The sequence below is a fragment of the Haloferax larsenii genome (assembly GCF_024730625.1).
GTDB classification, from domain to species: domain Archaea; phylum Halobacteriota; class Halobacteria; order Halobacteriales; family Haloferacaceae; genus Haloferax; species Haloferax larsenii.
Genome location: NZ_CP078063.1, coordinates 934187 through 948611, shown reverse-complemented (window position 1 = coordinate 948611; position 14425 = coordinate 934187). Strand labels below are relative to the sequence as shown.

Sequence of the window (14425 nt, the reverse complement as noted above, 5' to 3'; positions counted from 1 at the left end):
CAGGAGACACGACACAAACAATGCTCGAAACGACACACTTCATCGACATCGACGACATCAGCGAATCGGAGTTAGACCGCGTTCTTTCCCGTGCCGCCGCCATCAAGGCCGGCGACGACGAGACGCGACTGCCCCGAACGACGATGGCGATGCTCTTCGAGAAGCCGAGTACGCGCACCCGTGTCTCCTTCGAGACCGGCATGACCCAACTGGGCGGCCACGCGCTGTTTCTCGGCCCGGAAGACATCCAACTCGGACACGGCGAACCGCTCTGTGACACCGCCCGCGTGCTGGGTCGCTACGGCGACGTCATCATGGCGCGTCTGTTCGACCACGAGGACTTGCTGGAAATCGCCGAATACTCCACGGCACCGGTCATCAACGGCCTGACCGACGACGCCCACCCCTGCCAGACGCTCGCCGACCTGCTCACCATCCGCGAGCACGTCGGGTCGTTCGAGGAGGTCCAGGCGGCGTGGGTCGGCGACGGCAACAACGTCGGCCAGTCGTTCGTTCTCGGCTGTGCCATGGCCGGTATCGACCTCACGGTGGCCACGCCGCCGGAGTACGCGATGGACGACGAAGTCATGGAGCGCGCTGCCGACCTCGGGCAGGCACCGACGGTCACGACCGACCCCGAGGAAGCTATCGACGGAGCCGACGTGGTCTACACCGACGTGTGGATTTCGATGGGGCAAGAGGACCAACGCAACGAAAAACTCGAAGCGTTCGACGGCTTCCAACTGAACGAGGACTTGCTCGACGGGAGCGACGCGCAGGTCATGCACTGCCTGCCCGCCCACCGCGGCGAGGAGATTACCGGCGACGTGCTCGAAGGCGAGCAGTCACTCGTCTGGGTGCAAGCGGAGAACCGCCTGCACGCTCAGAAAGGACTCATCGTCGAGTTGCTGGAAGAATAGGGCGGGCGGGGCGGAGCGGCGACTGCTTTTCAGCCAGTTCAGAAGATGCGCTCGACTGCGGGATACGCCAGTCCGAGGACGGCACCGTAGACGACGTGGCCGACGAGACTCGTCGTGCTCACGTTCGGCAGCGGCGGGTTCGCGGGCGACCCGACTGCGCTCAGCCAGACGGGCATCACGAGAACGGCGAGGACGACCCAGAGAACGACCCCGTAGCCGACGCCGAGACCGAGTGACTTCGGTGTCGAGTCGAGGTCGACGACGCCAGCGAGACCTGCGAACGCGACGCCGAGGACCGCACCGTGGGCGACGTGGATGGTGAATCCGGCGGTGCCGCCCATCAGCGTGTACATCGACGGGATAGCGACTTCGAGAACCGGGCGCATCTGTACGACCATCATCGCGCCCATGACGGCGGCGGCGACCGCGCCGGCGACGACGCCCGCTTGCCAGTTCGCGTCCAGTGTCGATTCGGTTCGTGAGGTGGCAGTGTCTGTTGCCATGTAGCCGGACGTTCACGAGAGCGCGACAAAATGCTCCCTCGGACGGGTATCGCGGTCGCAACGCGGGGGTACGATTAAGTAGGATGTGTCAAGTAGGGGGTGTACCTCCGAGGTTTTTAACCCGATGGCGACCGAGAATCGGTCGTGTCCCACGCAGACGACTCCCGCGACGAGGCCGACGCCGGGAGGACGTGGCGATTCTTCCCCTACGACGAGCCGTATCCGAATCAGGAGGCGGCGATGTCGGGAATCGCCGACGCGCTCGACGAGGAGCGAAACGTCCTCCTCGAAGGCGCGACCGGGACGGGAAAGACCATCTCGGCGCTCGTGCCCGCCCTCCAGTACGCCCGCGAACGCGACAAGACGGTCGTCATCACGACGAACGTCCACCAGCAGATGCGCCAGTTCGTCGAAGACGCCCGGCAGATAACGCGAACCGAGCCGATTCGCGCCGTGGTCTTCCGCGGGAAATCCTCGATGTGCCACATCGACGTGGGCTTTCAGGAGTGTCAGACCCTCCGCGACACCACCCGAAGCATCGTCGAAAAGGAGTCCGACAAGTCCGAACTGTCGGAGCAGGCGGACCTCCTCTTAGACCAGATGCGCGAGGGCGACTCGAACGCCGCCGACGCCAGAAGCGCCGTCACCGACGAACTCGACCGTCTCGACGAGGAGTTAGACGAGTTGCAGGAGGGCAACTACTGCGACCACTACTACAACAACCTCACGCGGAACACAGACGAGTTCTTCCAGTGGTTGTTCGACGACGTGCGGACGCCCGACGAGATTTTCGAGTACGCGGGCAAACAGAACTTCTGCGGCTACGAGTTGCTAAAAGAGGGCATGGAGGGCATCGACCTCGTCGTCTGCAACTACCATCACCTGCTCGACCCGATGATTCGCGAGCAGTTCTTCCGGTGGTTAGACCGCGACCCCGAGGACATCATCACGGTGTTCGACGAGGCACACAACATCGAAGGCGCGGCCCGCGACCACGCGAGTCGCGCGCTCACCGAGAACACCCTCGAAAGCGCGATGAACGAGTTGGAAGGCGTCGAGGACTCGCGCGCCGAGAGCGCCCGCAACGTCGTCGGAAGCTTCCTCGACGCCCTCCGAGAGAGCTACGACGAGGCGTTCGGCTTCGGCGAGCGCGAACAGGTCGGCGAGAACTGGTACGACCTCTCTATCGCCAACAAGAACCGCCGCGACGACCTGACGCTCACGTTCCTCCAGTCGTACGAGGGTCGCGGCATCGACGTTGAAGTCGAACTCGCGTTGCAGTTGGGCAAGCGTCTGGACGAGCAGTACGAAGAGGAGTACAAAAACGGCGACGCGACCACGCGCAAGGAGTGCCAGACGTTGCAGGCGGCGAACTTCATCGCCGACTGGATGGAGATGGGCGGCGAACTCGGCCGCCATCCGATGCTCTCGGTGCGGCGCGACGGCGGCACCGAGGAGATCTACGGCCGCGCCGAACTGTACACCTGCATCCCGCACGACGTGACGAGCGAACTGTTCGAGGAGGTCCACGCGAGCATCCTGATGTCGGCGACGCTCCGCCCCTTCGACGTGACAGAAGAGACACTCGGCCTCGACGACCCGGTGACGATGGCCTACGGTCTCGAATACCCCGAGGAGAACCGCCGGACGTTCGCCGTCTCGTTGCCCGCGCTGTTCTCGTCGGAGCGCGACGACACGGGCACACAGGAAACTATCGAGCAGTTACTCATCGACACCGCCCGGTTCACGCCGGGGAACACGCTCGTGTTCTTCCCGTCGTACGCGGAGGCAGAACGCTACCACGAGCGGTTGCGCGCGAATCCGCAGGTCGACCACACGCTCTTCCTCGACGAACCGGGCGTCCGCGCCGAAGAAGCCCGCCAAGAGTTCGTCGGCAAGGACGACGCGGCCCTCCTCACGTCGCTGTGGGGGACACTCGCGGAGGGCGTGAGTTTCGACGGCGACGACGCGCGAACCGTCCTCGTCGTCGGGGTTCCGTATCCGCACCTCTCCGAACGGATGGAGGCGGTACAAGACGCCTACGACCGAATCTACCGCGGCAAGCGAGACGCCGGGTGGCGGTACGCCGTCGAGATTCCGACTATCCGCAAGACGCGGCAGGCGCTCGGGCGGGTCATCCGCGCCCCGGACGACTACGGGGTTCGTATCCTCGCCGACAAGCGCTACACCCGCGAGAGTTCGTCGATGGGGAAATACGGCGTTCGCGGGTCGTTCCCGGTCGAAGAGCGCTCGGAGATGGTCGACATCACGCCGAAGAAACTCAAGTTCGCGATGCTCAACTTCTACAACGACCACGACGCCTACGACGGCGACCCGCCGCGGCCGTAACTGCAGGGTTCAGTTCACGAGTTCTCGAACCGTCCGCAGACCGACGAATCGAGGGACTCGCGCCGCGTACTGCTCGTACTCCTGCCCGTATTCGTCGCGAAGGTGTGGCTCTTCAGCGACGGGCAAAAGCAAGACCCAGCCGATGTGCGCCGCGGCGAGCACCGCGACGAAAAGCGCGTTCGTAAGCAGCGCGAATCCGGCGGTTCCGATAATCATGCCGACGTACTGCGGGTTCCGACTGTACGCGTAGGGGCCGCCCGTGTAGAGGTCGCCGGTGACGCCGCGGACCTCGTCGGACTGCATCACGTTGGCTCCGCGGAAGAAGATGCCCGCGCCGAGCGCGGTGAGAAGTCCTCCGGCGACGAGCGAGGACGGACGCGGCAGGAGCCACGTGTTCCAATCGAGAACCGCGACGAGGAGGATAGAGACGTTGAACACGCCGACGAGCGACCAATGAAGGTGGTACGCCCACGTCTTGTCGCCCGGTGGCCACCACTGTCGGTCAGTGGTGAGCGTCACAGCCAATATGAGGTAGACTCCGCCAGCGGCCGAAAGGCCCGCGGCGAACGCGACCAGCGAGAGGGTCGAAAGAACGTCCATAGCGGTTCGTAGGCGAGTCTCCGAAATACGCCCGCTGCCGTACTCGTGGGGGCAGTTTTTATATGCAGGACCGAGCCGGTGGCGCGCGACCACCCCGATTCCGCCGTGTAGTTCTTACCTCTTCGAACCAACACATACCCGATGAGTGCGACCCCTCCCGGACCGAAGGGCGTCCCGCTGTTCGGCGCGAGTCGGCAGTACGCCCGCGACCCGTTTAGTTTCCTGACGGCGGTTGCGGACGCCTACGGCGACGTCATCCACTTCGACCTCGGACCGCTGGACACCTACATGCTCACGAACCCCCGTGACATCGAGCGGGTGCTCGTGAGCGAGGCGTCGCAGTTCCGAAAACCGCAGTTTCAGGACCAAGCAATCGGCGACTTGCTCGGTGACGGCCTCCTCATGAGCGAGGGTGAGACGTGGCAAACGCAGCGCCGACTCGCTCAGCCAGCCTTCGACATGCGCCGTATCTCGACCATGGCGGGGATGATGACCGACCGAACCGAGTCGATGCTGACCGACTGGCACGACGGCGACGTGGTGGACATCCAGTTAGAGATGACCCGGCTGACCGTCGAGATAATCGTCGACGCGATGTTCGGGAGCGACCTCGACGACGACCGAATCCGCCGTTTGCAAGAGCACCTCGAACCGCTGGGTGCGCGGTTCGAACCCGACCCGATTCGGTTCCTTACGCCCGACTGGGTGCCGACGAGAGAGAACCGCGAGTACAAGGAGGCGCTGTCGGTGCTCGAAGACATCATCTGGGACCTCGTCGAGGAGCGCCGCGGAACCGAGTACGGACCCGGCCCGGCGTCGTCGGTCGCCGACGACTCGGCGGTCGGCGACCAGCCGATGGACCTCCTGTCGATTCTGCTTCGCGCCTACGACCGCGGCGAACAGACCGACAAGAACCTCCGCGACGAACTGATGACGATGCTCTTGGCGGGCCACGATACGACCGCGCTGACGCTCACGTACGCGTGGTACCTGCTTTCGCAGCATCCCGAAGCGGAGGCGAAACTGCACCGCGAGGTGGACGACGTGCTCGGCGGTCGCACGCCCACCTTCGAAGACGTGCGACAGTTGGAGTACACAGAGCGCGTCCTAAACGAGGCGATGCGGTTGTACCCGCCGGTGTACGTGATGTTCCGGGAACCCAAAGTCGACGTTCGACTCGGTGGCTATCGCATCCCCGAGGGCTCGGCAATCATGCTCCCGCAGTGGGTCGTCCACCGCTCGGAACGCTGGTGGGACGACCCGCTCGAATTCGACCCGGACCGGTGGACGCCCGCGCGGGCGGCCGACCGACCGAGTTTCGCGTACTTCCCCTTCGGCGGCGGGCCGCGCCACTGTATCGGCAAACACCTGTCGCTGCTCGAAGGTCGCCTCATCATGGGAACGGTCGCTCAGCGGTACGAACTCGAATACATCCGCGAGGAACCGTTCTCGCTTCGCGGGTCGTTGACGATGCATCCGCAGGAACCGATTGGGATGCGACTGCAGGCACGCGAGAATCGATAGCCTCAGCGCTCCGAAAATCTCGTTTCAGGCTGGAAGCGAAATCGACGCCGCCGTCTCGCGAAACTCAGCGTCGTAGAGGTCGAGTTGCGAGACGGTCCACTCGACGGGGTCGATGTCGTGGCTGGCCAGCGACCGGGCATCCGCAATCGAGCCACCGCGGGCGAGCGTCACGTGCGGGGTGTAGTCGTCGCCTTCGAGCCCGTCAACAGCGCCGAATTCGTCGACGAGGCGTTCGTGTAGCGACACGAGTCCCGGACTCTCGACGGCGAGATAGACGACTGGCGCACTCCCGCGGGGCGGGTCCTCGAAGTACTCGACGTCCGTGATGCGTGCCTCGAAGGCGGGCGCTCCTCGAAGCGCCTCGTGGAGACGAGTCCGAAGGTGGTCGTAGTCGGTCTCCTCGAATCGCTTGCAGACCAGCGTGTGACGGTCGCGAACCCGGTCGAACGGAGCGAGATACGGGAAGAGGTCGGACGCGACCCGCGCAACCTGTCCCGGAATCGGGACGTTCAGACTGTACACGTCCGTTTTTCACACGAAAGATACAAATGAATATCGACGTCCGACAATTTCTGTCACCAGGTTTGCACGGGTGTTAGATTTGGTCGAGGAGCCAGAGGACGATGAGGACGACGACGACCAATCCGAGAACCGGCCGGAACGGGCCGAGAAGGGCGGTGAACAGGCCGAGTACCTCCCCGAGTATTTCGAGTGCCAGCCAGACGACGACGAGGACTAACACGATTTTCAACAGGTCTTCGACTTCGATACCGCCGTAATCAGGTCGCATACTCGGGGGTCGAACAGACGGAGGCAAATACTTGGTGGCCACGCTGGTGCAGTGCGGCAACGCCAGCGCCAACGCCGATACTACCCCGAAACGCATCCCAATTCCGACGCCGACAGGCGGGTAGTTTTTGTCGTCGCCGATGCTACCACCTCACATGGATAGCCTGTTCTACCAACTCGGGAAGCTCTCGGCGTCGACGTCGTCGTCGGCGACGAAAGTCGAAAGCGGTCCGCCCCGCGTCCCGCGTTGGGTTGGTCCCCTCGCAGTCGCGGTACTGGCGTTCGGTGCCGCCGTCATCGCCTTCCCCGTCACGCCGCTCACACTCGCCGGTTACGTGGTGCTTGCGCTCGCCATCGCGGCGGTGTACGACGCGGTCGAAATCGTGCAGGCGTACGAAAAGCGGACGCTCACCACCTTCGGAAAGTATCAGGGCATCCTCGAACCGGGGCTGAACATCGTCCCGCCGTTCATCTCGAAGACCTACCGCTTCGACATGCGGACCCAGACGCTCGACGTGCCCACACAGGAGGCAATCACCGAGGACAACTCACCGGTGACTGCCGACGCCGTCGTCTACATCCGCGTGATGAACCCCGAACGCGCCTTCCTCGAAGTCGACCACTACCGCCGAGCCGTCTCACTGCTCGCGCAGACGACGCTCCGCGCCGCGCTCGGTGACATGGAACTCGACGACACGCTGGCCCGGCGAGACCACATCAACGCCCGCATTCGAGAGGAGTTGGACGAACCCACAGACGAGTGGGGTGTCCGCGTCGAATCCGTCGAGGTGCGCGAGGTGAAGCCCTCGACGGACGTCGAAAACGCGATGGAGCAACAAACCTCCGCCGAGCGCCGTCGCCGCGCCATGATTCTCGAAGCGCAGGGTGAGCGTCGCTCCGCTGTCGAGAAGGCCCAAGGTGAAAAGCAGTCGAACATCATCCGCGCACAGGGTGAAAAGCAGTCGCAGATTCTCGAAGCGCAGGGTGACGCCATCTCGACTGTCTTGCGTGCGAAGTCCGCCGAGTCGATGGGCGAACGCGCCATCATCGACAAAGGCATGGAAAAACTGGCGAGCATCGGTACCTCGCCGTCGACGACGTACGTGCTCCCGCAGGAACTCACATCGCTGCTGGGTCGCTACGGAAAGGGCCTGACCGGAGCCGACGTGCAGCAGGCCGACGGACTGGAGAGCAAGGACTTCGACGCGGAGACCCGCCAGTTGCTCGGGTTGGACGATATCGAAGAGATTCTCAACGAACTCGAATTGGACGAGACGGCCGACATCTCCGCGGACGCCGTCGACATCGAAATCGAAGACGGCGGGGTCGAGACGCAGACCGAGTCGTAGTTCAGGGCACCGACTGGTACTCACGATAGACCTTCCAGAGATATGCGCTACTGAGTATTCCCGTGATTCCGAGAAGAATCCAGTTATTCGAAAAGGGAGGCTGTGAGTCCATCGCTCGAAAGAGGGACGCCGTCACTAAGCCGACGATAATTAGCTTCGTTTTCTTGGAGACCAGAGAGATCAACGTACGCCCCATTTAGCAACCAATTGTCATCAAGCAGTCGTTCTGGCGAACAGATAGACGAACAGCGTAAACGAACTGCCAAACGTCAATACTGCGTACAGAAGCACGGACTTCCACGAGTCGGTCGTGCCGTACCAACTCGTCACTGCAGTTCCGACTATCGATGGTCAAAAGATAGCGTACTGAACCCTGTTCTCAGAAGAAGAGTTGAGAACGCTTGGTTGGTGGGTCGGCGCCGAATCCAGCTATTCTTCGTCAGCGCGAACCGTCATCACCGGGACGGGAGACGACCTGACGACGCGCTCGGCGACACTCCCGATGAGGTAGTGGTCGATACCCGTCCGGCCGTGGGTACCCATGACGATTGCGTCGACGTCGGTGTCGGCCGCGTACTCGGTGATGACCGAGTGCGGAATGCCCTCTTGGACGACGCGCTCGACTGCGACGTCGTCCGGGAGCGCGTCGGCCGCCGCTTCGACAGCCTTCTCGGCGCGGTCGAGTTCTGACTCGCGCCACACGTCGGGCGCGATGCCGCCGGACGGGCTCTCGAACCGATTGCGGGAGTCGGCGACAGAGAGGACGTGGATGGTCGCGCCCAGCGTCTCGGCGAGTGATGCGGCGTGTTCGATTGCAGCGCTCGATGCGTCGCTTCCGTCGGTCGGCAGGAGGATGTGTTCGTACATGTGTCGAAAGCAGAGCTACGGGTAGTTAGTCGGTTTGGGTGATTCCGAGTGTGTTGGAAAAGTGTTTGTGACGCTTAGAACCCGGCAGCCATCAGGAACAGCGCCAGCGAGATGATGGCGAAGAGGACGCCGACGAAGTTCTTGATGGTCTCAGTTTCGAGTGCGTTCGAGACGTACGGGGCGATTTGGCCGCCGAGGACCGTCGCGGGGACGGTGAAGACGACCATGTTCCAGTGCGTGCTGGCGAGCGACAGCGAGTGCCCGCCGACGAGACCGCCGCCGAAGACGTGGACGAGCGACGCCAGAATGGCGGTCAGCGCGACCACGATGTGGTTCGTGCCGATAGCGACGCGAACGGGAACTTTCGTGCTGAGCATCGAGATGATGCCGAGTTCACCGACGCCGAATCCGGCGAGTCCCTGGAAGGTGCCGCCGACGCTGTAGTTGGCGAAGCGACGGAGGTAGCCACCGCGCGTGTAGCGATAGTCGTCGCCTTCGCGGTCGACACGGGTGACAGTTCCGTCGTCGGCCGTCCGAACGCCCGCGGGACCCAGCTTGCCAGGGTCGTTCGGGAGGTCGGAGACTGCACCGCCGTCGGTGGCAGTGGCGTGGTCCGAGTTAGAACTGGTGCTGGAACCGGGTTCCTCGTGGGCGAGGTCGGTGTTGAACAGCAGGTAGGACGCCGCGAGGAGCGCGATACCGAGAAGCGCGTGGAAGACGACCTCCGGGATAATGAACGAGAGGAGTGCGCCCCCGACGACGAACGGGATGGACCCTGCGACGAGCGTGAGCGCGAGTCGGCGGTCGACGAGTCCGTACTGGATGAACGCGATGGCCGAACTCGACAGGCCGAACGCTTCGCTGATGAGGCCAATCTTCACCAACTGCGCGGGTTCGAGGGGATTCGCGAAGATTGGGAAGATGAAGATGAGAAACGGGACGAACAGCGCAGACCCGCTGATGCCGACCGTGTTCACGATAGTCGCACCGGTGAGGAACACCGGGAACAGCCACCAGTACTGCAGCCAGTAGTCCGTGCCAGCGCCGGACGGCGTCGGCGCGATGGTGAACACGGCGGTGAGGAACAGCAGTGGTGCGATGAACACGAGGATGTGTTGATACTTCAGGAACGACTTCTGGACGTGACTGAGAGACTGAGTGCTCATGGTTCTCGTTGAGTCAGTTACGCAGTGTTGTTCGCGCCTGCTCTGTTGGAGCGACGCGATAGAAGTGAGCCGTATGCCGAATCGTCAGCGGAGTCGTCGCACCACGTGCGACCGACCACCGTGTCCGAAGGAGTGGCCGACTTACACGCCGGCGCTGCCGGAGTGAAGTCGTTACCCGAGATGTCGAGCGACCAACGTGCCGCTACCGGGAACATCTACGTGATGCCTCCCTTCGGGAAGAGGTGGTGTACGTCGTGTCCTACGGGCTCGTCCGCCGAGTTGCGGGTCACGGTGGAAGTGGCATAGCGAGGTCGGGGTAATAAGTCTTGATGACGATACAGGTTTTGGGTACAGTCCCCACACCGACGCGCGTCGAAAAGGTGGCAACGTGTGCTTCGACCCACAGTCTGTATCAGTCGAAGACGGCTCGTCGAACGAGTTCGCGGTCGTTTTCGTACGTCAATCGGTCGAGTGCTGCGGTCGGCTGGAGCCACGCGCGAGCGTCCACCTCGTCGTCGGAGACGAACGGACGCTCCTCGTCGAGTCGCATATGCCAGACGAACACGCCCTTGGGACTGCCATCGACTGTGTACTCGTAGCGCCCGGCGAACCTCCCGCAGTCGACCGTGCAATCCGTCTCCTCGCGGACTTCTCGGACGGCAGTTTCGACTAGCGTCTCTCCGGGTTCGAGCTTTCCTTTCGGGAGCGACCAGTCGTCGTAGCGCGGGCGGTGAACGAGGCAGAGTGCACCGTCGTCGCGTCGGAGGAGGCCGCCAGCGGCGAAGGTGAGTGTGGGGGTGGCGATGGCCACGTCAGAACTCGTCCGGGGGCGTGAGGCTGTCGTCGTCGGGTACCTCGGGTTCGATACCGTCGTCGAGCGACTTGAGGTCGAACTCGCGGCGGAGGTCGTGAATCCGGTCGCGGATGTCGGCCGCCAGTTCGAATTCGAGGTTGTCTGCGGCCTCTTGCATCCGGTCTTCGAGGAAGGCAATCTGCTCGCGGGCTTCCTCTTCGTCTTCGGGGCCGTCGCCGGAGATACCGCGGGTGTCGGTCTTGCTCCCCGGGAGGTTCGTCTCGCCGACTTCCTTGTCGATTGTCGTCGGGGTGTGGCCGTGTTCCTCGTTGAACTCCTGTTGGATGCGACGACGACGCTGCGTCTCGGAGATAGCCGACTCCATCGCGTCGGTCATCTCGTCGGCGTAGAGGACGACTTCGCCGTTGACGTTGCGGGCGGCCCGGCCCATCGTCTGGACGAGCGTGGTTTCAGAGCGCAGGAAGCCCTGCTGGTCGGCGTCGAGGATGGCGACGAGCGAGACTTCGGGGATGTCCAGCCCTTCACGGAGGAGGTTGATGCCGACGAGCACGTCGATGTCGCCGAGGCGGAGCGAGCGAATGAGTTCGTGGCGTTCGAGGGTGTCGGTCTCGTCGTGCATGTACGCCACGTCGACACCCGCTTCTTCGAGGTACTCGGTGAGGTCTTCGGCCATCCGCTTCGTGAGCGTGGTGACGAGGACGCGCTCGTCGCGGTCGATTCGCTCGTCGATGCGGGCCATCAGGTCGTCGACCTGCCCGGTCGCTTCGGTGACTTCGACCTTCGGGTCCACGAGGTGGGTCGGGCGAACGATTTGCTCGACGATTTGCTCGGAGTGCTCGCGTTCGTACTCGCCGGGCGTTGCGGAGACGAAGAGCGTCTTGCCGGTCTTGTCTTCGAACTCCTCGAACGTCAGCGGGCGGTTGTCGTAGGCCGTCGGCAGGCGGAAGCCGTTTTCGACCAGCGAGTCCTTCCGGGACTTGTCGCCAGCGTACTGGCCCTTGATTTGCGGGAGCGTCACGTGCGATTCGTCCACGACGGTGAGGAAGTCGTCGGGGAAGTAATCGAGGAGCGTGTAGGGTGCGTCGCCCGATTCGCGGTCCGAGAGGTGGACCGAGTAGTTCTCGATACCCGAGCAGTGGCCCGTCTCGCGCAGCATCTCGATATCGAAGGTGGTGCGCTCTTCGATGCGCTGGGCGGCGACGAGGTCGCCCTGTCGCTGGAAGTGGCGGACGCGGTCTTCCATCAGCGCCTCGATTTCCGAGATGGCTTCCTCCAGTTGGTCTTCGGGAATCGAGTAGTGTTCCGCCGGGTGGACGAGCACCGCCGGTTCGGATGACTTGACCTCGCCTTCCAGCGGGTCGAGTTTCAGCATGCGGTCGATTTCGTCGCCCCAGAACTCGATGCGAACGGCGTAGCGGCCGTACATCGGATAGACTTCGACGGTGTCGCCGCGGACGCGGAACGTCCCCTGTCGGAAGTCCACGTCGTTGCGCTCGTAGTTCAGGTCGACGAGTTGCCGCAGGAGTTCGTCGCGGTCGATTTGGTCACCAACTTCGAGACGTAGGGCCATATCGGTGTAGTTCGTCGGGTCACCGAGCCCGTAGATAGCCGAGACAGAGGCCACGACGATGACGTCGTCGCGGGTGAGAAGCGACCGCGTCGCAGAGTGCCGCAGGCGGTCGATTTCCTCGTTTATCGACATGTCCTTGTCGATGTAGGTGTCGGTCTGTTCGATGTACGCCTCGGGTTGGTAGTAGTCGTAGTAGGAGACGAAGTACTCGACCGCGTTGTCGGGAAAGAGGTTCTTGAACTCCTCGTACAACTGGGCGGCGAGCGTCTTGTTGTGGGCGAGGACGAGCGTCGGTTTCTGTATCTCTTCGACGACCCACGACACGGTGTTCGTTTTGCCGGAACCGGTGACGCCGAGCAGGGTCTGGACGTCGGCACCCCCGCGGAATCCGCGGGCCAACGCCTCGATAGCCTCGGGTTGGTCGCCCGCCGGGTCGAAGGGCGCATCGACACGGAAGTCGCGCTCTGCGTCGGGTCTGTCGGCCGACAGGGGACCGGACTCACTCATTGCCCCGACGTTGGGTCGGGGCGTACTTGAGCGAGGCGGTGCTTGTCACCGTGGGAATCGTTTTCCCCCGCTAGGTCGTACAGTACGACATGACACGCGAGGAACTCGAACGCGCGAGCAAGTTGCTCAAAGAAGCCGCCGAAGCGACCGACGGCGACGTACAAGAACAACTCTACGAGCAGTCCGACCAATTGGCGAAACTCGCGACGCGAGACCAAGGGCCGGACCACGGCCGTCTCGCCCGCCACATGACTGTGCTCCACGACCTCGCCGAGGAACTCGACGGCGACGTTGCCGAGACGGTGCGCGAGGCCCGACAGGAAGTGCTCGAATACCGCAAAGACGTTCCGGGCGTCTGAGACACAACGCCGGTTTCGGCGGCTGAAACGCTGTGAAAACGTGCCGAGCGTCTGACGCTCGGCAGACATACCCCTTCGTTTCGACTGGAACGCGATGGGTTGGCACGCCTACCGTTGTGCGATGGGTTGGCATTGTCAGCCTCGGCAAAAGAAGACCAAAACGTATCGCGCTCCCATTGGTCGCACCCACGTCTCGCCTCCGGCGAGTAAACCGGCAACCTACCGAGTCCTAGCAGACCACGCGGTCGCCGGATACCGGCCAACGGCCGTCAGGATGAATCATAATCTCCGGTAGTACGGAGTTTCGGAGGGTCGGCCGAGCGGTACTACAAGAATGCTGTACCGCGATGAGGCCGAAGGCCGAGTCGCGGCTTTTTTCCTCCAGGTTTTTGCTCCGAGTGGGTCGCCTTCGGCGACCCCGAGGAGTAAAAAAGTGGGTTAACAGACGTTCTTCGGCTTGATTCCCATTCCTTCCAGCGTCTCGACGTACTCGTCGTAGGCCGCTTCGACCACTGCATCGGCGGCCTCGCGGGCGACAGCCTCGTCCTCGACGAGGTCGTCGATGGCGTCTTCGATAGTGTCGAGTTGGTCGTTGAGGTCGGACTTGAGCGTGCGGAAGGTGCTCGCAGTCATCGGGTCCGCGTCGCCGACGAAGAAACCGACCATCTGCTCGACGGTCTTCAGCGAGACGAGCGCGCGGGCGAGCGCGCCACCGAGGCGGCCGTCGGTCGATTCGAACTCGGAGAGTACGTCGTAGACGTTCGGTTCGTCACCCGACGGTTCGAAATCGACGGTGTCGGCGTGCTCGCGGGCGGTGTCGGCGAGGTCCGAAAACAGCGCGGCGGCCTCGTCGTTCGGTTCGTCGGACGCCCACCAGTCGAACAGGTCGGCGGCGGCGTCCGCCTCGGCGGCGGCCGCGGCGCGAACCGCGTCACCCTCCATCTCGCCGCCGGTGACGGCGTAGAGGGCTTTCGAGGAACCGAGACGGGAAAGCGGTGTCTCGTGGTCGTCGCGGAGCGTATCGAGGAGGTCTGACATGTGTTGGGTGTACGGCCGTTTCGGGTTTGTACCCATCGGCGGCGGCGAGTTCGGCAGGCGGTCTGTGACG

Annotated in this window: 14 protein-coding genes; 5 read left to right on the top strand and 9 right to left on the bottom strand. The window is 63.3% G+C overall.

Translation table 11 applies throughout. The features are described 5' to 3' along the window. The first annotated feature begins 20 nt into the window (after nt 1-20). Nucleotides 21-920 carry an ornithine carbamoyltransferase gene (gene argF / locus KU306_RS04870; protein WP_258303052.1) on the top strand — a complete coding sequence of 300 codons (900 nt, stop codon included), beginning with the start codon at nt 21-23 and terminating at the stop codon, nt 918-920. A 38-nt stretch (nt 921-958) separates the two neighbouring features. Here the strand turns inward: argF and KU306_RS04865 are convergent, their stop codons facing one another. Continuing rightward, nucleotides 959-1423, bottom strand: a complete 465-nt coding sequence (locus KU306_RS04865; protein ID WP_258303051.1) for a DUF6789 family protein — start codon at nt 1421-1423, stop codon at nt 959-961. Between the two features lie 144 nt (nt 1424-1567). On the opposite strand from KU306_RS04865, the gene KU306_RS04860 reads away from it, so the two are divergent. Beyond that, complete coding sequence (locus tag KU306_RS04860; protein ID WP_258303050.1) at nt 1568-3772, top strand: ATP-dependent DNA helicase; 2205 nt, start codon at nt 1568-1570, stop codon at nt 3770-3772. A gap of 9 nt (nt 3773-3781) precedes the next feature. Here KU306_RS04860 and KU306_RS04855 read toward each other — a convergent pair whose 3' ends face one another. After that, nucleotides 3782-4372: a methyltransferase family protein gene (locus KU306_RS04855; RefSeq protein ID WP_258303049.1), complete on the bottom strand. Its 591-nt coding sequence runs from the start codon at nt 4370-4372 to the stop codon at nt 3782-3784. A 141-nt stretch (nt 4373-4513) separates the two neighbouring features. Between KU306_RS04855 and KU306_RS04850 the strand changes: the two genes are divergently transcribed. After that, complete coding sequence (locus KU306_RS04850) at nt 4514-5896, top strand: cytochrome P450 (RefSeq protein WP_258303048.1); 1383 nt, start codon at nt 4514-4516, stop codon at nt 5894-5896. Between the two features lie 24 nt (nt 5897-5920). Here KU306_RS04850 and KU306_RS04845 read toward each other — a convergent pair whose 3' ends face one another. Continuing rightward, the gene (locus KU306_RS04845; protein ID WP_258303047.1) at nt 5921-6418 is read right to left on the bottom strand and encodes a 2'-5' RNA ligase family protein; all 498 of its coding nucleotides are present in this window, start codon (nt 6416-6418) and stop codon (nt 5921-5923) included. A 73-nt stretch (nt 6419-6491) separates the two neighbouring features. Beyond that, nucleotides 6492-6686, bottom strand: a complete 195-nt coding sequence (locus KU306_RS04840; RefSeq protein WP_258303046.1) for a DUF7554 family protein — start codon at nt 6684-6686, stop codon at nt 6492-6494. 154 nt (nt 6687-6840) lie between these two features. Here KU306_RS04840 and KU306_RS04835 point away from each other — a divergent pair, with 154 nt between their 5' ends. After that, nucleotides 6841-8034: an SPFH domain-containing protein gene (locus tag KU306_RS04835; protein WP_258303045.1), complete on the top strand. Its 1194-nt coding sequence runs from the start codon at nt 6841-6843 to the stop codon at nt 8032-8034. 429 nt (nt 8035-8463) lie between these two features. On the opposite strand, the gene KU306_RS04830 is transcribed toward KU306_RS04835, so the two are convergent. The 4 genes from KU306_RS04830 to uvrB form a co-directional block, all read right to left on the bottom strand. Further along, a complete protein-coding gene (locus tag KU306_RS04830; RefSeq protein WP_258303044.1) occupies nt 8464-8901 on the bottom strand; it encodes a universal stress protein in 438 nt (145 codons plus the stop codon). 74 nt (nt 8902-8975) lie between these two features. Continuing rightward, nucleotides 8976-10067 carry a sulfite exporter TauE/SafE family protein gene (locus KU306_RS04825; protein ID WP_007544009.1) on the bottom strand — a complete coding sequence of 364 codons (1092 nt, stop codon included), beginning with the start codon at nt 10065-10067 and terminating at the stop codon, nt 8976-8978. A gap of 412 nt (nt 10068-10479) precedes the next feature. Further along, complete coding sequence (locus KU306_RS04820) at nt 10480-10878, bottom strand: NUDIX hydrolase (RefSeq protein ID WP_258303043.1); 399 nt, start codon at nt 10876-10878, stop codon at nt 10480-10482. Nucleotide 10879: 1 nt separating this feature from the next. Beyond that, nucleotides 10880-12958: an excinuclease ABC subunit UvrB gene (gene uvrB, locus KU306_RS04815; protein ID WP_258303042.1), complete on the bottom strand. Its 2079-nt coding sequence runs from the start codon at nt 12956-12958 to the stop codon at nt 10880-10882. A gap of 89 nt (nt 12959-13047) precedes the next feature. Between uvrB and KU306_RS04810 the strand changes: the two genes are divergently transcribed. Then, nucleotides 13048-13317 (top strand): DUF7553 family protein, encoded by a 270-nt coding sequence (locus tag KU306_RS04810; protein ID WP_007544006.1) that lies wholly within the window; start codon nt 13048-13050, stop codon nt 13315-13317. 438 nt (nt 13318-13755) lie between these two features. On the opposite strand, the gene KU306_RS04805 is transcribed toward KU306_RS04810, so the two are convergent. Beyond that, entirely contained in the window at nt 13756-14355 is a 600-nt protein-coding gene (locus KU306_RS04805) for a transcription antitermination protein (protein ID WP_258303041.1), read from the bottom strand. Nucleotides 14356-14425 lie beyond the last annotated feature (70 nt).